The sequence below is a fragment of the Labrenzia sp. VG12 genome (assembly GCF_002237595.1).
Taxonomy (GTDB): domain Bacteria; phylum Pseudomonadota; class Alphaproteobacteria; order Rhizobiales; family Stappiaceae; genus Roseibium.
Genome location: NZ_CP022529.1, coordinates 202,208 through 222,432 on the forward strand (window position 1 = coordinate 202,208; position 20,225 = coordinate 222,432).

At 60.7% G+C, this 20,225-nt stretch carries 16 protein-coding genes; 14 read left to right on the forward strand and 2 right to left on the reverse strand.

The features are described 5' to 3' along the window. The first annotated feature begins 47 nt into the window (after positions 1-47). The 9 genes from CHH27_RS00900 (at position 48) to CHH27_RS00940 (ending at position 9,922) form a co-directional block, all read left to right on the forward strand. On the forward strand, positions 48-716 hold the full coding sequence (locus CHH27_RS00900) for a response regulator transcription factor (RefSeq protein WP_094069899.1): 669 nt from the start codon (positions 48-50) through the stop codon (positions 714-716). After that, complete coding sequence (locus tag CHH27_RS00905; RefSeq protein WP_094069900.1) at positions 706-2,133, forward strand: ATP-binding protein; 1,428 nt, start codon at positions 706-708, stop codon at positions 2,131-2,133. Before CHH27_RS00900 ends, CHH27_RS00905 begins: the two co-directional genes overlap by 11 nt. Positions 2,134-2,302: 169 nt before the next feature. Beyond that, positions 2,303-2,740, forward strand: a complete 438-nt coding sequence (locus tag CHH27_RS00910; protein ID WP_094069901.1) for an RT0821/Lpp0805 family surface protein — start codon at positions 2,303-2,305, stop codon at positions 2,738-2,740. Between the two features lie 114 nt (positions 2,741-2,854). After that, positions 2,855-4,330, forward strand: a complete 1,476-nt coding sequence (locus CHH27_RS00915; protein WP_094069902.1) for a hypothetical protein — start codon at positions 2,855-2,857, stop codon at positions 4,328-4,330. 81 nt (positions 4,331-4,411) lie between these two features. Next, the gene (ccmI, locus tag CHH27_RS00920) at positions 4,412-5,545 is read left to right on the forward strand and encodes a c-type cytochrome biogenesis protein CcmI (RefSeq protein WP_094069903.1); all 1,134 of its coding nucleotides are present in this window, start codon (positions 4,412-4,414) and stop codon (positions 5,543-5,545) included. A gap of 61 nt (positions 5,546-5,606) precedes the next feature. Further along, positions 5,607-6,056, forward strand: a complete 450-nt coding sequence (ccmE, locus tag CHH27_RS00925; RefSeq protein WP_094069904.1) for a cytochrome c maturation protein CcmE — start codon at positions 5,607-5,609, stop codon at positions 6,054-6,056. A gap of 37 nt (positions 6,057-6,093) precedes the next feature. After that, complete coding sequence (locus CHH27_RS00930) at positions 6,094-8,079, forward strand: heme lyase CcmF/NrfE family subunit (RefSeq protein WP_094069905.1); 1,986 nt, start codon at positions 6,094-6,096, stop codon at positions 8,077-8,079. A gap of 3 nt (positions 8,080-8,082) precedes the next feature. After that, complete coding sequence (locus CHH27_RS00935; RefSeq protein ID WP_094069906.1) at positions 8,083-8,568, forward strand: cytochrome c-type biogenesis protein; 486 nt, start codon at positions 8,083-8,085, stop codon at positions 8,566-8,568. Positions 8,569-8,689: 121 nt separating this feature from the next. Then, the gene (locus CHH27_RS00940) at positions 8,690-9,922 is read left to right on the forward strand and encodes a bifunctional alpha/beta hydrolase/OsmC family protein (protein ID WP_094069907.1); all 1,233 of its coding nucleotides are present in this window, start codon (positions 8,690-8,692) and stop codon (positions 9,920-9,922) included. Between the two features lie 19 nt (positions 9,923-9,941). Here the strand turns inward: CHH27_RS00940 and CHH27_RS00945 are convergent, their stop codons facing one another. Together CHH27_RS00945 and CHH27_RS00950 are read right to left on the reverse strand one after the other, a co-directional pair. Further along, positions 9,942-11,021, reverse strand: coding sequence for a DUF2336 domain-containing protein (locus CHH27_RS00945; RefSeq protein ID WP_094069908.1), 1,080 nt, complete (start codon positions 11,019-11,021; stop codon positions 9,942-9,944). 261 nt (positions 11,022-11,282) lie between these two features. Further along, positions 11,283-12,281, reverse strand: coding sequence for a DUF2336 domain-containing protein (locus CHH27_RS00950; RefSeq protein ID WP_094069909.1), 999 nt, complete (start codon positions 12,279-12,281; stop codon positions 11,283-11,285). A gap of 129 nt (positions 12,282-12,410) precedes the next feature. Between CHH27_RS00950 and CHH27_RS00955 the strand changes: the two genes are divergently transcribed. From CHH27_RS00955 to CHH27_RS00975, 5 genes are all read left to right on the forward strand, one after another. After that, complete coding sequence (locus CHH27_RS00955) at positions 12,411-13,061, forward strand: glutathione S-transferase (protein ID WP_094069910.1); 651 nt, start codon at positions 12,411-12,413, stop codon at positions 13,059-13,061. A 154-nt stretch (positions 13,062-13,215) separates the two neighbouring features. Next, complete coding sequence (locus tag CHH27_RS00960; RefSeq protein ID WP_094069911.1) at positions 13,216-14,742, forward strand: Do family serine endopeptidase; 1,527 nt, start codon at positions 13,216-13,218, stop codon at positions 14,740-14,742. 268 nt (positions 14,743-15,010) lie between these two features. Next, positions 15,011-15,697, forward strand: a complete 687-nt coding sequence (locus CHH27_RS00965) for a response regulator transcription factor (protein ID WP_305773790.1) — start codon at positions 15,011-15,013, stop codon at positions 15,695-15,697. Further along, positions 15,681-17,132, forward strand: a complete 1,452-nt coding sequence (locus CHH27_RS00970; protein WP_094069912.1) for a HAMP domain-containing sensor histidine kinase — start codon at positions 15,681-15,683, stop codon at positions 17,130-17,132. Before CHH27_RS00965 ends, CHH27_RS00970 begins: the two co-directional genes overlap by 17 nt. Next, the gene (locus CHH27_RS00975) at positions 17,092-20,082 is read left to right on the forward strand and encodes a bifunctional [glutamine synthetase] adenylyltransferase/[glutamine synthetase]-adenylyl-L-tyrosine phosphorylase (RefSeq protein ID WP_094069913.1); all 2,991 of its coding nucleotides are present in this window, start codon (positions 17,092-17,094) and stop codon (positions 20,080-20,082) included. Before CHH27_RS00970 ends, CHH27_RS00975 begins: the two co-directional genes overlap by 41 nt. The last annotated feature ends 143 nt before the right edge of the window (positions 20,083-20,225 follow it).

Sequence of the window (20,225 nt, forward strand, 5' to 3'; positions counted from 1 at the left end):
TCGGAAGATCTCCGGTTTCAGCCCAGTTCATTGAAAAGTTTGACCTTATGCGCATCCTTGTTGTTGAAGACGATACCGACCTGAACCGCCAGCTTGTCACCGCGCTCGAAGAGGCGGGCTACGTGGTCGACAGTGCGACGGACGGCGAAGACGGCCATTTCCTGGGGGATACCGAACCCTATGACGCGGTCGTCCTCGATCTCGGCCTGCCGACGCTGGACGGTCTGTCGGTTCTGGAGAACTGGCGCCGGGACGGACGCACGATGCCGGTTCTCATTCTGACGGCGCGTGACCGCTGGTCGGACAAGGTCGCCGGCATCGATGCCGGTGCTGACGATTATGTCGCCAAGCCGTTTCACATGGAAGAGATCCTGGCGCGGGTGCGCGCCCTTGTCCGGCGTGCTGCTGGCCATGCGTCCAACGAACTCACTTGCGGGCCGGTTCGCCTTGACTTGCGGGCCGGCAAGGTCACCGTTGACGGCAGTTCCGTGAAGCTGACCTCGCATGAGTATCGGCTGCTGTCCTACCTCTTGCACCACCAGGGCAAGGTGATCTCCAGAACCGAGCTGACCGAGCATCTGTACGACCAGGATTTCGACCGTGATTCCAACACGGTGGAGGTGTTTGTCGGGCGGCTGCGCAAGAAGATCGGCTCCGACATGATCGAAACCATTCGCGGCCTCGGCTATCGCCTCGGAGCGGCGAGTGACGACTGACCCTACAGGAGAAGACGCGAACCGGACGGCAGCCCGGCCGCAGCGGTCACTTGCCACCCGTCTGGTCGTCGTGGCCGCGGTCTGGTCCATCATCGCCCTGGCCCTGGCCGGTGTGTTCCTGGTGAGCCTTTATCAGCGCTCGAGCGAGCGGGCGTTCGATGCCCAGCTCGACGTGCATATCAAGGCCCTCATTGCGGAGATGCTCGAAACCGACACGACGTTTGTAAAGGGTGTCGCCAAGACGACCGTCACGGAACCTACCTATCGTGGTGATCCGCGCTTCTCCTTGCCACTGTCAGGCTGGTACTGGACGGTTCGGGAAGGCGACAGCCAGGCCATTCTTTATGCCTCCGATTCACTTGTCGGCGATCCGTTGAACACACCGGCCATGGGCGAAGCGGAGGAAAGCGCAGGCTTTATTGCCGGGCCGACCGGAGATGAAATCCGTGTCCTGCAACAAAAGATTTCGATCGAGGAAACGCCCTATGTCATTGCGGTTGGTGCAGCGACGGCCGGGTTCTGGGCAGACATTTCCGAATTCGCCCGCCTCGTTACCCTGACCTTGTGCCTTGTCGGTCTCGGCCTGATCCTGGCAATCTTCTTTCAGGTCAAGGTCGGGCTGCGGCCACTGTTTCGCCTGAAGGCGTCGCTTGCGGCCGTGCGCCAGGGCGACGCTGACAAGATTGACGAGGCGCTGCCGCGGGAAATCGCACCCTTGGCTGTGGAGTTGAACGCCCTGATTGTCTCCAACAGGGAAATTGTCGAACGTGCCAGGACCCATGTCGGCAATCTGGCCCACGGTCTGAAGACGCCGCTCTCCGTGATTTCGAACGAGGCACGCGCCTCCGGAGGCCCCCTGGCGGAAAAGGTCTCCGAACAGGCAACGATCATGTCGACCCAGATCCAGCATCACCTGGAACGCGCACGCATGGCTGCACAGCGCCGGGTCATCGGGGTGTCCTGCGACACCGAGCCGGTTCTCGCCCGGCTGATTCGCGCCATGGGCAAGATCTATCGCGACAAGGGCATCGAGCCGGAGTTTCACCAGGCAACCTCCATCCGGTTTCGAGGCGAAGCCCAGGATCTTGAAGAGATGAGCGGCAATCTCATCGACAATGCCTGCAAATGGGCTGCCTCCCGGGTCCGTGTTCGGGTCGCTGCACTGGACGATCCCGCCACCAACCGGGACATGTTCGAGATCATTGTTGAAGACGACGGACCGGGACTGACCCCCGACCAGCGTGCCGAAGCCGTGAAACGCGGCCGCCGCCTTGATGAAACCGTCCCTGGTACCGGGCTGGGCCTGTCGATCGTGGCCGATCTGGCGGCGCTCTATGGCGGCAGTTTCACGCTTGACGGATCGGACCTGGGTGGATTGAAGGCCCGCCTGGTGCTTCCGGCCTTGCGCAGGGAATAGGGGATGGGAAATGGATCACGGGAGCGTCTGTTGACCGGACTGTGATAGAATGTGACGCAGATCACAGGAATAAAGGCTAGGTTGTGGCCAAGTTCGGCCACAAATTGAAAATATCACTGATTCACCCACCGGCATCGCCGGTCCAAACACCCATTGGGAGCTGTTCAGCATGCCATTGCGCGGTGCCACATGTGTTGCTCTTGCCACGATCCTTGCCGGTTGTTCGATGACATCCGGTTCGAGGGATGCGGGCGGCTGGGGATCCTTTTTTGGCGACCCCAATGCAAATGTGTCCGGAACCGAAGCGAACACAGCGATATCGGTGCTTGTGAACAACGAGTTCGGCGACGCGCTGGACCCTTCGGACCGCAAGGCTGCCGAAGCGGCACAGGACCGGGCGCTGCGTGCACGGGGTGTCGGTGTGTCCGTCGCCTGGCAGAACGAGCGCACCGGGCGCAGCGGGCAGGTCAGGCCGGGGCCGGTCTATTTTGTCAATGACACCAGCTGCCGAGAATTTACCCATGAAATGGTGCTGAACGGCCGGGTCCTCAAGGCGCGGGGCGCCGCTTGCGAAACAGAACGTGGCAACTGGCAAGTGATTGGCTGAGCAGACGCCTGATCATTCAAAGGTCATTCAAATCTCTGCATTTTTTCTCAACACTTGTTTAAGTGTTACAGCGTTAATATTGCCGGGTTATCGATCGCGATGTTGACGCTGTGAATGACCTATTCGGACCAGCTTGAAACAAAACTGAAGAACTACCTGAGCAGCCTGAGCCCAAAAGCGGTTGAGGCCCTGGTTCGTAACCTTGAGCGGGCAAAGGTTCAAAAGGACGCCGACCCGCATATTCAGCTGATCCTGTCGGCGGCCGTCACCCTGTTGCGCAAGCCGCAGCCGGTCACACCCGATTTGCCGGGTGGGGACCAGCGGCGCGGCCAGATCCAGCGCATGTTCTTTGCGCCGCTCGACGATTTCCTCATCAACGAAATGCTGCCTCACCGCCAGGAAGGGCGCATTTACCGCGGTATGCTCGACCGTGTCTGGAAATGGCTCGGCAGGGACGTCATGGCTGCCGATGTGCGCATCGTTCTCGAGCAGGCCGGCAACGCCTCTGTCAGCGGTGAGCGCATCGACGCGCTGGTTCAGGCCCTGCGGACGCGCGCAGTGGAAGCCATTGGCGAAAAGCTGCATCGGGCCGAAGTCTCGGAAAAGGAACATCGCCGGATTGCCGCCGAGCTGGGTGGAGCCCGCGGCATGGCGGAGCTGAAGGACATTCAGAAGATCTTCGCGGCGGAACGCTGGCTGGTGCCGTTTCTGCAGACCATTCCGGAGCGGATCAACGAACACAGGCTGAAACGGGACACGGATGTCCTGCGTCTGGTCGACAAGTGTTCGACACGCTTTCCAGACCATGTCCCTGTCGTCGCCGCTGCTCTTGTGGAACGTGCCGACGCGCCGTCGGCCCTGTGTGCCTTTGCCGGTCGTCTCAACGGCGACAGCGACCCGAAAGCCATCGCGAACTCGCAATTCGCGCCGTTCGTCGATGTGGTAATGAGTGAAGCGGAGCGGTTGCAGATCCTTGCGCTGGAACATCGCAATCACAATCCGGATCCGGTTGCCTTTTCCCAGGCCCTGTCGGAATACCACCTGCTTGTCAGGGGCGTGGAACGCGACATGGATCTGTCGGTCACCGGCAAGTGGCACAAGCAGCTTGCGGAGACCAAGCGCAGCATTTCTAATGTTGTCACGCGTGAGCTCAACAGTGCGCATGGCAGCGTTCGCCGGGCCCTGCAAGTGCCGAAGTTCGACAAGAACGGTACGCTTCAGAAAGATCAGGTCGCAATTGACGACGCGGTCAGAGCCCTGCGGGTGGTCACAATGGTGCGCAATGCTTCCGAGACCTTCGCGGTGAACGAGATCGGCAAGCGGACGCGTCAGGCCGTTGAACAGACACTCGAAATCCTGACACGTTCGCTGATCACGGATATCGGCAAGGCCCGCGGACCGCAGATGGAGGCCCAGATGGCCGCCGCGGACGTCGCGATTCTGTTGTCTGAAATCTATTTCGGCGATGAATATGCGGCCCAGCTTCGCAGAAGCCGGCAGTCGGCAGTGTCCAAGGCCAACAAGGGGGCCGCGGAAACAGTTTCCAATCCGGAACGCAAACTGGTGGCGAACGCCCTCGGGCGCCGTTAGGGCGGACAAACGCAGCCGCGACCGCCGGTCACATCATAGCCTTCTTGCTTTTGCCGTCATTGAGCGTTCTATAGTGCGCTCATGGTATTTTGGATTCTGATAGCATGTCTGACGGCTCTGGCCGCCCTCTCGGTTCTGGTGCCGCTGGCGCGGAGCGGCCGCCAGCACACTGCCGAGGCAGCAAAGGCGGACGAGGCGGTCTATCGCGACCAGCTGAACGCCATCGAAACGGAACTTGAGCGCGGCTTCATTGATGCCGAGACTGCGGAAGCTGCGCGAACCGAAACAGCCCGTCGGCTTTTGGCTGCAAACCAGCGCGCGGCAGACGAACCCCGGCAATCTCATCAAGGTGCACGCCTGAGAGCGGCACAGGGCGTGGCGCTCCTTGTTCTCCCGGTTGCCGCCTGTGGCCTGTATCTGTTTCTCGGTTCTCCCGGCGAGCCCGACCAGCCGCTGCAGGCGCGTTTGTCCGCTCCTGCGGAAGGCCAGTCAGTCGACGTGCTGGTGGCGCGCGTTGAAAGACATCTTGCGAACGATCCGGAAGACGGCCAGGGATGGGCTGTCATTGCGCCCGTTTACCTCAGGCGCGGACAACCGGAAGCGTCGGCAAATGCCTATGCCAACGCATTGCGTCTGCTGGGACCCCGGCAGGACTGGCTGACCGACATGGGCGAGGCGATCACGATTGCGAACCGCGGTCTGGTGACTGCGGACGCGCGCCGGGCGTTTGAACAGGCTGTGGAGCTCGAGCCAACCGCTGTGAAACCCCGCTTCTTCCTTGCCATTGCGCTTGGCCAGGAAGGCCGCAAGGAAGACGCTGTGGCGGCCTGGCAGGCCTTGCTCGAGGGCGCGGATGAAACGGAAATCTGGGTGCCGGCAGCGCGCCAGGAACTGGCTGCACTCACCTGGCAGGGACCGGAAGGGGAGAGCCGACCTGGCTCTTCGCGGGAAGACATCGCCGCGGCCGGCGACATGACAGCGGAAGACCGCCAGGCCATGATCATGAACATGGTCGATGGTCTTGCGTCGCGTCTCGACAGTGACGGCGGCTCAGTGGAGGAATGGAACCGCCTGATCAACGCCTATATGGTGTTGGGCAACAAGCCGGAAGCCGAAGCGGCCCTTGCGAAGGCTCTAGCAGCCTACAAAGAAAGCCCGGAGCAATTGTCGGTGATCAAGGACGCGGCTGGTCAGCTCGGGTTATCTGGCTCTTGAAGACGAGCCGGACGGGTGCAAGTACCGGGGCGTCAGGATTGAATTTCGGACGGTTTGAAAAATGACACGCAAGCAAAGACGTTTGACACTTATCGGGTCTGCCGGTGCGGTTCTGGCGGTTGCGCTGGGCCTGATCCTGTTTGCCCTCAATGATCAGATCGTGTTTTTCCAGAGCCCCACCGATATCACGCAACAGGCGATCCCTGATGGCCAGCGGATCCGGCTTGGCGGGCTGGTCGAGGAAGGGTCGGTCGTGCGTTCGGACAATGCGGAAGTTCGGTTTCGGGTCACGGACACCGCCAACGCAGTGGCCGTCACCTACAAGGGCATCCTTCCGGACCTGTTCCGCGAGGGGCAGGGCGTTGTAACCGAGGGCATCATCGGGCCTGATGGGGTGTTTGTCGCCGACAGCGTCCTTGCCAAGCACGACGAAAACTACATGCCCAAGGAAGTTGCCGAAGCGCTCAAGGATCAAGGGCACTGGCAGGGCGGCGAAGAGACCGCTAATTAAGGCTTTAGACTGCTTGCAGGGGAATTGAGGGACGCGCATGATTGTCGAGTTCGGTCACTACGCTCTGGTGCTGGCATTTGCCCTGGCGCTGGTCCAGTCCGTTCTGCCCCTTTGGGGCGCGTTGTCGAAGGACGACCGGCTGATGGCGATCGCGCCACCTGTCTCCGTGACAATGTTCTTCCTTGTGCTTCTGTCCTTCGTCGCGCTGACGGCCGCTTATCTCAATTCCGACTTTTCGGTCCAGAATGTGGTTGAGAACTCGCATTCGGCAAAGCCGCTCATCTACAAGTTTACCGGCGTTTGGGGAAACCACGAAGGCTCGATGCTGCTCTGGGTGCTCATCCTGGTCTTCTTCGCGGCACTGGTCGGCGCCTTCGGTCGCAACTTGCCTGCAGATCTCAGGGCGGTGACCTTGTCTGTGCAGGCCTGGGTCACGGCCGGCTTCCTCCTGTTCCTGCTGGCCACTTCGAACCCGTTCAACCGGATTGCCAATCCGCCGCTTGAGGGGGCGGACCTCAATCCGATCCTGCAGGACATCGGCCTCGCGATCCATCCGCCGTTGCTCTATGTCGGCTATGTCGGCTTTTCGATCACATTCTCCTTTGCGGTGGCGGCGCTTATTCTGGGGCGCATTGATGCCGCCTGGGCGCGGTGGGTCCGGCCGTGGACGTTGCTCGCCTGGTGTTTCCTGACCCTCGGCATCGCCATGGGCTCCTACTGGGCCTATTACGAACTCGGCTGGGGTGGCTGGTGGTTCTGGGATCCGGTTGAAAACGCCAGCTTCATGCCCTGGCTTTCCGGCACCGCACTTCTCCATTCGGCGATCGTCATGGAAAAACGCGAAGCACTCAAGGTCTGGACCGTGCTTCTGGCGATTTTCACCTTCTCGCTGTCGCTGCTCGGCACGTTCCTCGTGCGCTCCGGTGTCCTGACTTCCGTGCATGCCTTTGCCACCGATCCGGCGCGCGGTGTGTTCATCCTGGCGTTGCTCTGCCTCTTCATCGGCGGGTCCCTGTCGCTTTACGCCTGGCGGGCACCGCTTCTCAAGCAGGGGGGGCTGTTTGCGCCGATCAGCCGTGAAGGCGGCCTGGTCCTGAACAACCTGTTTCTGACGGCGGCCTGCGCAGCGGTTTTTGTCGGCACGCTCTATCCGCTTGTGCTCGATGCCATCACCGGAGAAAAAATCTCGGTCGGTGCGCCGTTCTTCAATCTGACTTTCGGTCCGCTGATGGTGCCGCTTCTGCTGGCCATCCCCTTCGGGCCGGTGCTGTCCTGGAAACGCGGTGATCTGGCAGCTGCCTGCCAACGGCTCTACGCGGCCTTAGGTCTTGCGCTCGTGATGACGCTGGTTGCCTTCTGGGCCTGGGGGCTCGACATGGTGCTCGCGCCGCTGGGTGTCGGTCTGGGTGTCTGGGTCATGGCGGGTGCCGTTTCGGAGATCATCACTCGCGTCAAGTTCTTCGAGATCGGTCCGAAGCGCGGGGTCGCCCGGCTGGTCGGTCTGCCAGGCTCCGCCTGGGGCACGGCTGTCGCCCATTTCGGTGTTGGAGTCACCGTGCTCGGCATTGTCACCGCTTCGGCCTTCCAGGAAGAGCAGGTGCTGACGATGCGCCCGGGCGAAACGGTTAAGGTGGCGGGCTACCAGTTCACCTTCGACGGTGCAGCGCCGAGGCGAGGGCCGAACTACACCGAAGAGGTCGGCCATTTCACCATCCGGCAGGGCGGAACGGTGGTCGCGGAACTCGATCCGTCCAAGCGCGTCTACACGGCGCGGCAGATGCCGACCACGGAAGCCGGCATTCACACGGTCGGGTTCTCTCAGCTCTACCTGTCTCTGGGCGAGAGCCGGGGAGACGGCGCTGTAGACGTGCGGGTCTACTACAAGCCCCTGATCACCCTCATCTGGATCGGCTGCGTGATCATGTCGCTTGGCGCGGTTTTCTCCATGGCCGACCGGCGTTTGAGGATCGGGGCGCCGAAACCGGCGCGCAAGCGGCAGGCATCGCCGGCAGCCGCGGAGTAGACCATGTTCCGTTCTTTCCTTTCCTGTCTGATCCTTGCGTTTGGCCTGGTTGCGTCACCCGCACTGGCGGTGGCCCCGGACGAAATTCTGGATGATCCGGCACTTGAAGCACGTGCCAGGGCATTGTCGGCCGAGTTGCGCTGCATGGTCTGCCAGAACCAGTCGATCGACGACAGCGATGCGCCTCTGGCCAAGGATCTGCGGGTCCTTGTGCGTGAACGGCTCGTGGCTGGTGACAGCGATGGCCAGGTGATCGACTACCTCGTGTCGCGGTACGGCGAATTCGTGCTGCTCAAACCGAGATTTGCCTGGCATACGCTGGTGCTTTGGGCCGCAGGGCCACTGGCACTGATTGCGGGATTGATAGCCATTTTCATGGCGCTGCGCGGACGCTCGGCCCGCCTGGCAGGGGCGCAGTCGGAACCGGTGGCAAAACTTTCCGAGGAAGAAGAACACCGCTTGCAGGCCCTTCTGGACAAGGACGACTGACGCCAGCACCTTGCTCTGGCTTCGTCCACGAGCTGTGGTCACAGTGTTCACACCAAGGCGTGACTTGCATGACTTGCCCTCATGCTTACCTCTGGCCAAGCAGAAGCTGGAGGGATTGAAGATGGCAAATCGCCCGCAGAAACTGGAATTCGATGGCGCTCACGGCGCCAGGCTCGCAGCCCGGCTGGATCTTCCGGCCGGCAAGGTCCGGGCCTTCGCACTCTTTGCGCACTGTTTCACCTGTTCCAAGGACATCCCGGCGGCAAGGCACATCGCCGGTGCGCTGGCCGCAGAAGGCATAGCGGTCTTGAGGTTCGATTTCACCGGCCTCGGCGGCAGTGGTGGTGATTTTTCGTCCACCGGCTTTTCCTCCAATGTGGAAGACCTGAAGCGGGCCGCGGACTTCCTGCGGCAGAACTTCCAGGCGCCACAGCTGCTGATCGGACATTCCCTCGGCGGTGCCGCAGTCCTGTCTGTAGCAAGCGAGATCCCGGAAGCGCGCGCCGTTGTCACGATTGGCGCACCGTCCGACGCCGATCATGTGATCCATAACTTCAAGGGAGCCGAGGACGCGATCCGTCGCGACGGGGCTGGCGAAGTCGACCTGGCCGGTCGCTCCTTCACCATTCGCAAGGAATTCCTGGACGATCTGGAACAGCAGTCGGTTCGTGACAAGGTTGCCCGTCTTGGCAAGGCTCTTCTGGTCATGCATGCGCCGCTGGATGATACGGTCGGGATCGACAACGCGACCAATATCTTCGTCGCGGCCAAACATCCGAAAAGTTTCGTGTCCCTGGACAAGGCCGATCACCTTCTGTCGCGAGGTGTGGATGCCGCCTATGCAGCCCGCGTGATCGCCGGCTGGGCAAGCGGATACCTGGATGAAGAAGCGTCAGGAGGAGACAAAGCGGAAAAGGCAGGCGTCGATGTTGTCGAGACGGGGCAGGGGAAATTCCAGGCGATGGTCGCCTGCGGTGGGCACCGGTTGCTTGCGGATGAACCAGTGGATTATGGCGGCCTCGATAGTGGCTTGTCGCCCTACGGTTTCCTGTCGGCAGCGCTTGGGGCCTGTACGGTCATGACCTTGCGCATGTATGCGGACCGGAAAGGGCTTCAGGTCGACCGGATCGGCACGCAGGTCCTGCATGGCAAGGTTCATGCCGCCGATTGCACGGACGAATTGAAGGAAAAGGGTGGACGGATAGACCGGTTCGAGCGGCTGATCACGCTGGAGGGGGATCTTGACGAGGCCACAAGAACCCGGATGCTGGAAATCGCTGACAAATGTCCGGTGCACAGGACGCTTGAGACCGGTGCCGCCGTTGTGACGCGGGAAGTAGGCCCGGCCACCTGAAGACTGAAAGCAGGCGGTCTCAGGCCGCCTGGGTTTCCAGGGTCTGCAGACGGATCTTCATGAAGGAGAGCAGGCGACGTGCGTCCCGGTCCGACAGGGACTGGTAATCGTTGGCCCAGTTCTCGGCGGTTGATTGCGGCTGCTTGTTGTGCATGGCGCGCGCCTTGCAAAGGGCATGATAGTCGCTGTTTTCAACGCCCATGGCACGGCACAGGACGGCAACACCGGTGGAATCGTATCGGACCATGACATTGGTCACGTATTTCTGTTCAAGGCCGGCCATCTCTGATAGGAGGAAACAGATGTCAAACAGGTTGTTGGAAAGGGCCAGCTGGGTAATCGCCTTGCCGAGCGTACGCTGACCGGCCCGGATTTCCTTCAACGTCGCCTTGGCGTTGATCCGGGTGGCCTTGCGCTCCAGCTTGGAACTGGCAACAACCTTGCTGGCCTTGTGGAACAGGTCGTTGATCAGGTCCTCATTGTCCTTGCGCATCTGGCGGATCTTGGCCTGCTGCTGGGACGGCATCTGCTCGATCAGCCTGTCATAGTCGGATTCGGTGACGTCGGCCCGTTCCATCATGGCGTCGCGGATCTTCTCGTCGCGCTCGGCCAGTTTGATCAGCAATCGTGACCCCCAATCCGAGATCTGGGCGCCGTCATTGGCTGCGACCGATTGCTTGACCGGGCTTTCTCCGCGCTCCAGCAACACGTCGGTGACATTGGATTCCAGATGCTTGCGTTTGGAAATGGCGAGCAGGTGTCCCTGGCCCATTGTCTTGGCAAGTCGCAGGATGTCCTCGGTCTTGAGAGCATTGGACGATGTCAGCATCGGCCGGGCGATATCGATCTCTTCCCGGGCCAGTTCATAAGCGACCTTGTTGGACGTGCTGTCGATCGGAGCGAGCTGCTCCGAGATCGTTTTTTTCTGCTCCGGCTCCATTGTCGGGAGCATGCCTTCCAGCACCGTGTTGAAGAGCGTGATCTCTTCCGTCTGGTAACTGTCGGCGCCGGTGACAAAAAGTTCTGTCACATGCTCCACCAGTTGATGACGTTTTTCCGGGGTGCTGTCCTGTGCAAGACTTAGAAGGTCATTGATCATTTGAGGCCGTCCGTTTTTGTATGCATAGACCTACCTCAGAGACAGTTTACAAGTGTCTAAAGCGCGATTGAAAAATTGGATTAATCTTGTAGAGTATTGATATAAATTACAGGTGTGGAAAGTTGGCTGGATAATTACTGGTAGTGGTTGCGGTTTTACTCTACCGGAATGCGGTTCTGGCTGGCCGAAAGCGGTCGTTCTTGAGTGTCGATGGCACCGGTTCTGGCAGGGAGTGTGGACAAGGCCCGGAAGGTCCGAAACTCAGGCCGCCTCTTCCTGTTTGGCCGCCTTGAGTTTCATCTTCATCAGCGCAAGGAGACGGCGGGCGTCGGTGTCGTCCAGCATGTGATAGTTTGTCAGCCACTTGCTGCCGGTGCTTTCGGGAAACTTCAGATGCTTGCAGCGTTCCTTGCAGATCGCCTGGAACTCCATCGCACCGATGCCCGATGCCCGGCATACCGTCGCGATGCCGGTTGAATCGTACCGAACCATCAGATTGTGAACGTATTTCATCTCCAGGCCGGAGAAGAAGGACAGCAACGCAACAACATCGAGGAGATTGTGTTCCAGTGCCAGCTGGTAGACGGCCTTGTTCAGGGTTGCCTTGCCCATGCGGATGCCCATGACCCAGGCCTTGGGGCTGATCTTGGAGGGACGTTTTTCCAGCTCTGTTCCAGCTGCAATCTCGCCGTCATCCTTGAACAGGTCTTCGATCAGTTCTTCATTCGATTTGCGCAGGTGCCGGATACGGTCGCCCAGCTGCTTGGGCATGTCCTTGACCAGGGATTCGAACACCGGCATCGTGATCTCGGCGCCCAGGTTCGCGGCTACCGCATGCTTGACTTCCGTTCCGCCACGCTTGATCAGGATGCTGCTGAGGTCCTTGCTGACGTGATCGCGTTTCGCCAGCGCGAGCAGGTAACCCTGATCCTTTGTTTCGGCGATTTTCTTGAGATCAGCCTCCGTCAGAGACTTCGAACGTTCGAGGATGGCTTGCGCGATCGGCAATTCGTCGCTCGCCATGGCGGCTGCCAACTTTGCGGAAGTGGCATCGACTTCGGCCAGCTCAGACGACATCTTCACCTTGGCCTCGTGGGCCAGGGAATCGTAGACGCCTTCGAGCATGTTGTTGAGAAGATGAGCTTCTTCGGACCCGGCATCGTCTGCGCGGGCAGTCAGCAGACCGGTGACGTGCTCCGCGAGCTCGTGCTTTTTTTCCGTCGAACTTTTCTTGGCAAGCTGAAGAAGAGAGTCGGTCATTGGGCTACCTTATTGCCCGGAGTTTCGCCAAATTTTCTTTACAACCGGTGAAAGATGGTTATCGGATTGTTGACACCACGGCATAGGCCCCGTGTTGACGTGTTTGCGTCCTTGCGTCATGTGACGGGCATGAGCGAGCTGCCAATCCTGTATTCCTTCCGCCGTTGTCCCTATGCCATTCGGGCCCGACTGGCCATTGCCGTGGCCGGTGAAGCCGTGGAACTGCGCGAGATCGTATTGCGGGACAAGGCTCCGGAATTTCTGGAAACGTCCCCCTCGGCGACGGTGCCCTGCCTGAAAACAGGCGATACCGTGCTCGATGAAAGTCTCGACATCATGATCTGGGCGCTCAGGAAATCGGATCCCGACGGCTGGCTGCAGCCTGAACTTGAAAGCCCGGAAGCGGCGCTTGATCTCGTCGGCGAATGCGACGGTCCTTTCAAGCGTCATCTCGACCGCTACAAGTATGACACGCGCTATACCGATGCAGACCGCGCTCAGGAGCGGGCCCTGGCATCGGAGTTTGTCCGCTTGCTTGAAGCGCGCCTCCAGGGACAGCCCTGGCTGTTTGGGGCGAGGGCCTCCCTGGCCGACTTTGCGATCCTGCCCTTCGTGCGCCAGTTCGCAAACGCGGATCGCAGCTGGTTTGACCAGGAAAACTGGACCGCAACGCGCGCCTGGCTGGAGGCGTTCGAGGCCTCGGATCTGTTTCAATCGGTCATGCCCAAATGGCCGAAATGGCGGTCTGGCGATACGCCAAAGCGCTTTCCCGCCGCCTGACTGGGGGAAAGGTCAATCTTACAAATCCTTAATCTGACCGACAGGCGCCTGTAAGGCTGGGTCACCTACTTTCTTCCTCGAACCTGGAACGCGAGTCCCCCTGTGCGTTTCAAGAAAATGGCCTTCAGTTCGAAAGTCGATAGAGGAAGATAATATGGAAAACCGACGCTCTGTCTCTCCTTTGCGGTCTCGCCGCGCCAAATTGCTGGCAGGAGTGGTCGCACTTGGCGCAGCCGGTCTGTTGACCGCCCAGACCATGGTCCCCAGCCAGATGGCGTTTGCCGAGCCGGTCCGTGTCGAAGCGGCAGCTCCCGCGGATTTCTCCGATGTCGTGCGCACCGTCAGCCCGGCCGTGGTCAGCGTGCAGGTGAAACAGGCTGCCGAGCCGCGCATGATGAATTTCGGCGGCAAGGACGGGTTTGAAGACTTCTTCAAGGGCCTGCCGAATGGCCACCCGTTCGAACGCTTCTTCCGCGACTTTGGCGGACAGGGCGAAAATGGCGACCAGCAGCGCCGCCAGCCGCGTCAGTACGGCCTGTCCCAGGGCTCCGGGTTCTTCATCACCGGGGACGGATATGTGGTCACCAACCACCATGTCATCGACAAGGGAACCGAATTCACGGTCATCGACCAGAATGGTGACGAATATGACGCAAGGCTGATCGGTGCGGACAAGCGTACGGACCTTGCGCTGCTGAAGATCGACAGCGACAAGACCTTCACCTATGTGGACTTTGCTGATGATGCTCCGGAAGTCGGCGAATGGACCGTCGCCATCGGCAATCCGTTCGGCCTCGGCGGTTCTGTGACCGCAGGCATCGTTTCGGCCCGAGGCCGCGACATCGGCGCCGGTCCCTATGACGACTTCATCCAGATCGATGCCCCGGTCAACCGCGGCAATTCCGGCGGTCCGGCCTTCAACATGAACGGTGAAGTGATCGGCGTGAACGCCGCCATCTTCTCGCCGTCCGGCGGCAATGTCGGCATCGCCTTCGCGATCCCGGCCTCCACCGCCCAGGACGTGATCATGGAGCTGAAGGATGACGGTAAGGTCGTCCGCGGTTGGCTTGGCGTTCAGATTCAGAACGTTTCGGCCGACATCGCGGAGAGCCTTGGCCTTGAGGAGGCCCGCGGCGCCATCGTCGCGGAAGCGCAGGAAAACAGCCCGGCTCAGAAGGCTGGCCTGCGCTCAGGCGACACCATTCTGGCGGTCGACGGCACCAATGTGGATGGTCCGCGCGACCTGTCCAAGATCATTGCCGCCTATTCGCCCGATACCAAGGTCGACATCACCGTCTGGCGCGATGGTGAGGAGCAGGACATTTCCGTCACCCTGGGCCGTCTGCAGGACCAGGAACAGGCGGCTGCCGTCCAGCCTGCAGCCGAAGACGTCAAGACCAGTCTGGATGAACTCGGCCTGGTACTGACCACCAAGGCGGATGCCGGTCTGGACGGCGAGGGTGTCGTGATTGCCGATATCGATCCGGACAGCCCGGCGGCGGAGAAACGCCTGAGCAATGGTGACGTCATCCTGGAAGTTGCCGGCATGAAGGTGAACAGCCCGGCCGACGTCATGAAAGCACTCGAGAAGGCGGAAGAAGATGGCCGCAAGGCCGTGCTGTTCCGCATCGAGAGCAACAACACCACCCGGTTCGTGGCACTGCCCATGAACCTTGCCTGATCAGTCTCCGGTTCAGCCCGGACCGGAAACTGTGCGGCGTGACCGGCCTGCCCTCTGCCCCCAAACCCCGACGGGCCGGTCATCGCCAAGGTTCTGTCCGCCTTCCAAATGGATAGACCAAGGGTTTTGCCCCAAACCCTGACAGACTGGCGGCGGCGTCCCACATCCATCGCCGCCGCCAGCCTATTTGAAACAGCCGAGTATCGGACATTAATTCTTGCAGGAATGTCGATTGGCCCTAGAACGCAACTCAAGGTAAAAGGGTTACATGTTGAAGATTCTTGTCATTGAAGATGATCCGGAAGCTGCCAGCTACCTCGTCAAGGGACTGAGCGAACTCGGCCACACCGCTGATCAGGCCGGCGACGGCCAGACCGGCCTGCAAATGGCGCTCGACAGCAGTTACGACATTCTCATCGTCGACCGCATGCTGCCGAAACTTGATGGCCTTTCGGTCATCCAGGAGCTGCGCAGGGACGACAATCACACGCCAGTGCTGATCCTGTCGGCACTCGGTCAGGTTGATGACCGCGTGAAGGGTCTGAAGGCCGGTGGCGACGACTACCTGCCCAAGCCCTACGCCTTTACGGAGCTTCAGGCGCGGGTGGAAGCCCTGGCCCGGCGCCCGAAATCGGCAAACCAGATCGAGACCACCTACAAGGTCGGCGATCTGACCCTGGACCGGATGGCGCATTCCTGCCGCCGCGGCGAGATCGACATTCCGCTGCAGCCGCGGGAATTCCGCCTTCTGGAATACCTGATGCAGCATGCCGGTCAGGTGGTCACGCGCACCATGCTTCTGGAGAATGTCTGGGAGTATCATTTCGATCCGCAAACCAATGTGATCGACGTTCACATTTCGCGTCTGCGCGGCAAGATCGACAAGGGTTTCGAGACACCGCTCCTGCACACAATCCGGGGAGCCGGATACACGATCCGTGACGCGGCTCACTAGGTTCATCCGAACGACAGCGTTCAAGCTGTCCCTGCTGTACATCGCCGTTTTTACGGTGATGTCCGGCTTTCTGCTTGTCTATGTCGCGGAAAACACCGACCATCTAATGTCCGAACAGGTGGTCCAGTCCGTCGATTCCGAACTCAAGGGCCTCGCCGACGTCTATGTGCGCGGCGGGGTGCGGGACCTGGTCGAGACCATCGACCGGCGATCCCGGCATCCGGATGCCAGTCTCTATCTTCTGACGGATTTTGCCGGCAACGCCCTGGTCGGCAACATTGCCCGTCTGCCGACAACGGTTCTGGAAGAAGCCGACGGCGGATTGCGCCGGGTGCGCTATACGCGGCTCGGTCAGGATTCAGAAGACGTCGAACGCCAGGCCATGGTGCGCACGTTTGAATTGCGCGGCGGCTTTCGTCTTCTGGTCGGCCGTGACCTCGGTGACCAGTTGCGCTTTTCCAACCTGCTCGGCAATGCGTTGCGGCTCTGGCTCATCGTGGTGATCGTGATGGCGGCTATTACCTGGCTCTTTGTCAGCCGGCGGGTGATGAAGCGCATTGACGACATTTCCGCCACCAGCCAGACCATCATGCAGGGAGATCTGTCAGGACGCCTGTCGATTGCCGGCACCAATGACGAATTCGACCGGTTGGCCGTCAGCCTCAACGCCATGCTCGATCGCATCGAGTTGCTGATGCAGTCGATGAAGGATGTGACCGACAACATTGCCCACGATCTGAAGACGCCGCTGACGCGTTTGCAGACGCGGATTGAAACCGCACTGCGTGAAACCAGTGGCGAAGAAGGCTATCGCACCGCGCTGGAAGCAACGCTCGACGAATCCGACCAGCTGCTGCGCATCTTCAACGCGCTTCTGCACATTGCCCGGATAGAATCGATGGCGCCCGGGTCGGTGATGGAAGCAACCGACCTGAGCCGGCTGCTGGGCGAAATTGCAGAACTGTACGAGCCGCTGGTCGAAGATGAAGGCGGACGGCTGGAGACAGGCGTTCCGGAGGGACTGCAGGCCGAATGCAACCGCGACCTGATCAGCCAGGTGCTGGTCAATCTCATCGAAAATGCCCTGAAATATGGCCGTCCGGCCGACGGCGAACTTGTAATCCGGCTGACCGCCCTGGAAGAGGAGGGCAGGGTCATCGTCGCCGTCAGCGACAACGGGCCTGGCATCCCGGACAAGGACATGAGCCGTGTACTGGAGCGGTTCGTCCGTCTGGAAGAAAGCCGTTCGGAACCTGGAACAGGCCTTGGATTGAGCCTCGTCAAGGCGGTTGCCCGCTTGCATGGGGGAGACTTGCGCTTCAAGAATGAGGCACAGGGCCTGAGCGCCCGTGTCGATCTCAAGCCGGTGACACCGGCCAGCAGCAGGAGCGGGCATGAACAAGGCGGCATCACCGGAGACCCGGAACAGCGATGACGGCGGTGCGGGCATTCTCGCCGACCGGATCGCTGTTGTCCCGGTTGCCCCTGACCCGGAGCGTGCCCAGCTCTTCCTGAAGGATCTGCTGGATCACGAAAGTGCCGGTGCGGGGCTGAAGGCCCTGATGCAGTCCAAGCCCGACCTGGAAGGGTTTCTGTCGGGCATCATTGGCAACTCCCCCTATTTGCGTGACCTGATGCTGGCAGACCCGGAGCGGCTGCTTGACCTGTTGCAGGAAGCGCCGGAAACCCGGCTGAAGCGGCTTCTGGAAGACGCGCAAAGCGCCCGTGCCGAAGATGAAGCCGGCATCATGCGCAACCTGCGGCACCTGAAACACGATCTGGCGCTGACACTCGGCCTGGCAGACATCTGCGGCGCGATCGGCCTGAACCGGGTGACCAATGCGCTCGCCGGGTTTGCCGACGCAGCCCTGACGGCGGCCATCCGCTTCTGCCTCACGGATCTGGCCCGCCGCAACAAGTTTGCCCCCAGGGATCCGGAGGCGCCGGAAGTCGACAGCGGTCTGATTGTGCTTGCCATGGGCAAACACGGCGCCAATGAACTGAACTACTCATCGGACATCGACCTGATCGTGCTCTACGACCCGGCCAAGGCACCGATGGCCGGGTCGGCGGAAGCACCCGTTGAATTTGTGCGCCTGACACGGCGCCTGGTGAAGATCATGCAGGACCGGACCGAGGACGGCTACGTTTTCCGGACGGATCTCCGGCTCAGGCCTGATCCTGGGGCAACGCCGCTCGCCATGTCCGTGCCTGCTGCGCTTGTCTATTACGAATCCCTTGGACAGAACTGGGAACGGGCGGCCCTGATCAAGGCTCGGCCCTGTGCCGGTGATCTGCCCGCAGGCGAGGATTTTCTGCGTGAAATCGCCCCGTTCATCTGGCGCAAATATCTGGATTTCGCCGCCATTGCCGATGTCCAGTCGATCAAGCGCCAGATCCATATGCACAAGGGCCATGGCACCATCGCGGTCGCCGGTCATAATGTGAAGCTGGGCCGCGGCGGCATTCGGGAAGTGGAGTTTTTTGTCCAGACCCAGCAGCTGATTGCGGGGGGACGCAATCCGGCGCTGCGGGGGCGGCGCACGCTCGAGATGCTGGAAGCCTTGTGTGAAGCCGACTGGATCCGGGCACGCACGCGCGACGACATGGCGGCGGCCTACAAGTTCCTGCGGGATGTGGAGCACCGCATCCAGATGCTCAATGACGAGCAGACACAATTGTTGCCCAAGGATGAAGCCGGCCTGACCCGGATCGCCTCGCTGATGGGATTTGACAGCCTGGAGGCTTTTGAAGCCGCGTTTCTCGACCACCTGCGAAAGGTCCAGCATCATTATGCCGAACTCTTCGAGGACGAGCCGGGCCTCTCTTCAGAGCTCGGCAATCTCGTGTTCACGGGGGATGACCATGACCCCGGCACCCTGGAAACACTGGCGCGGCTCGGCTTCAAGCAGCCGGCCGAAGCGGCTGCTATCGTCAAGTCCTGGCATTTCGGGAGATATCCCTGTACGCGCTCGACCAAGGCCCGCGAACGGCTGACGGAGATGCACCCGTCGCTGATCGGAGCCCTGGCGGCAACCGACAACGCGGATGCGGCCCTCAGGGCGTTTGACGGGTTCCTGTCGAAATTGCCGGCCGGGGTGCAGCTGTTTTCGCTGTTGCGATCCAATCCGCAGCTGCTCACCTTGCTCGCAACGACGATGGGCGCTGCGCCGCGCATGGCCGAGACAGTGTCGAAACGAGTCCATGTGCTGGATGCGGTTCTCGATCCCGCCTTCTTCGGCGCAATGCCGAGCGTCCAGGAATTCCGGCATGGGATCGACAGAACCCTGTCCCAGTCCCGTTTCTATGAAGAAGCGCTCGATCGGGCCCGGATATTCACTCAGGAACAGCAGTTTCTCATCGGCTTGAGGCTCATATCCGACACCCTGTCGGCTGATCGTGTCGGCTTTGCGCTGGCCCGGCTGGCAGAAGTTGTCGTGGATCGTCTGCTTTCGCAGGTGATTGCACATGTTGCCGAAAGCCACGGCCTGGTGCCGGGGGGCAATGTCGCGGTTCTGGCCATGGGCAAGCTCGGGGGCCGTGAAATGACGGCCGCGTCCGATCTGGATCTGATCCTGCTCTATGAGGCGCCCGAAGAGGTCAAACAGTCGGACGGGAAAAGGCCGCTTGCGATCACGCAATACTATACCCGATTGACACAGCGCCTGGTGACGGCCCTGTCTGCGCCGACGGCCGAGGGGCTGCTTTACGAGGTTGATTTCCGCCTGCGCCCCTCCGGCAACGCGGGGCCGCTCGCCACCAACCTGGACGGCTTCATCTCCTACCAGAAAAACGAGGCCTGGACCTGGGAACACATGGCGCTGACACGGGCGCGGGTGATTGCCTGCACCACACCGGAATTTGCCCAGAAGATCTACGACAGTATCTGCGGCACGCTGGTTCAGCAGCGCGACAGGGCCAAGCTTGCCGACGATGTCCGGTCCATGCGTGCGAAAATCGAGAAGGAAAAAGGCACCAGGGATATCTGGGACCTGAAGCAGATCCCCGGCGGCCTGGTGGACATAGAATTCATCGCCCAGTTCCTGCAGCTGGCGAACGCCCATGACAATCCGGCCATACTTGCCCAGGGGACGGAACGGGCTCTGGAACAATCCCGGGACGCCGGCCTGCTGCCGCTCGATGATGCCGAACTGCTTCTGGAAGCGCTGCGGCTCTACCACCGCCTGACCCAGGTTCTGCGGTTGACGCTCTCCGGAAAATTCGTGCCGGCAGAAGCCCCTGGTGGCGTGCTCGATTTGCTGGTTCAGGCTTCCGGCAGCCCGACTTTTTCCCGGCTGGAGGTTGAGCTGGCGGAGTTGCAGGGCAAAGTGCGGCAGACATTTGTGCGATTGATTGGAGAAGTCGAGGTCGTGGAGACCTCGTAGGGGCTGGACGCGCCTCTTTCACTGAAGTGGCACAGAAAACCACGAAAAACTGCAAGAAAAAGCGCGACAGTCAGGTAATTTGTTCTGGCAATGCGGTTTGGGGATGCACGTCGTGGCCGTTGTGCCCTTCAGGATCAGGTGAC

Bases quoted from the DNA above. Each gene is read 5' to 3' on its own strand.
- CHH27_RS00955 (WP_094069910.1), top strand. From the start codon at position 12,411: ATGAGCGAGCTGCCAATCCTGTATTCCTTCCGCCGTTGTCCCTATGCC.
- CHH27_RS00965 (WP_305773790.1), top strand. From the start codon at position 15,011: ATGTTGAAGATTCTTGTCATTGAAGATGATCCGGAAGCTGCCAGCTAC.
- ccmI (WP_094069903.1), top strand. From the start codon at position 4,412: ATGGTATTTTGGATTCTGATAGCATGTCTGACGGCTCTGGCCGCCCTC.
- CHH27_RS00960 (WP_094069911.1), top strand. From the start codon at position 13,216: ATGGAAAACCGACGCTCTGTCTCTCCTTTGCGGTCTCGCCGCGCCAAA.
- CHH27_RS00950 (WP_094069909.1), bottom strand. From the start codon at position 12,281: ATGACCGACTCTCTTCTTCAGCTTGCCAAGAAAAGTTCGACGGAAAAA.
- CHH27_RS00930 (WP_094069905.1), top strand. From the start codon at position 6,094: ATGATTGTCGAGTTCGGTCACTACGCTCTGGTGCTGGCATTTGCCCTG.
- CHH27_RS00915 (WP_094069902.1), top strand. From the start codon at position 2,855: ATGACCTATTCGGACCAGCTTGAAACAAAACTGAAGAACTACCTGAGC.
- CHH27_RS00945 (WP_094069908.1), bottom strand. From the start codon at position 11,021: ATGATCAATGACCTTCTAAGTCTTGCACAGGACAGCACCCCGGAAAAA.
- CHH27_RS00910 (WP_094069901.1), top strand. From the start codon at position 2,303: ATGCCATTGCGCGGTGCCACATGTGTTGCTCTTGCCACGATCCTTGCC.
- CHH27_RS00975 (WP_094069913.1), top strand. From the start codon at position 17,092: ATGAACAAGGCGGCATCACCGGAGACCCGGAACAGCGATGACGGCGGT.
- CHH27_RS00935 (WP_094069906.1), top strand. From the start codon at position 8,083: ATGTTCCGTTCTTTCCTTTCCTGTCTGATCCTTGCGTTTGGCCTGGTT.
- CHH27_RS00940 (WP_094069907.1), top strand. From the start codon at position 8,690: ATGGCAAATCGCCCGCAGAAACTGGAATTCGATGGCGCTCACGGCGCC.
- CHH27_RS00900 (WP_094069899.1), top strand. From the start codon at position 48: ATGCGCATCCTTGTTGTTGAAGACGATACCGACCTGAACCGCCAGCTT.
- ccmE (WP_094069904.1), top strand. From the start codon at position 5,607: ATGACACGCAAGCAAAGACGTTTGACACTTATCGGGTCTGCCGGTGCG.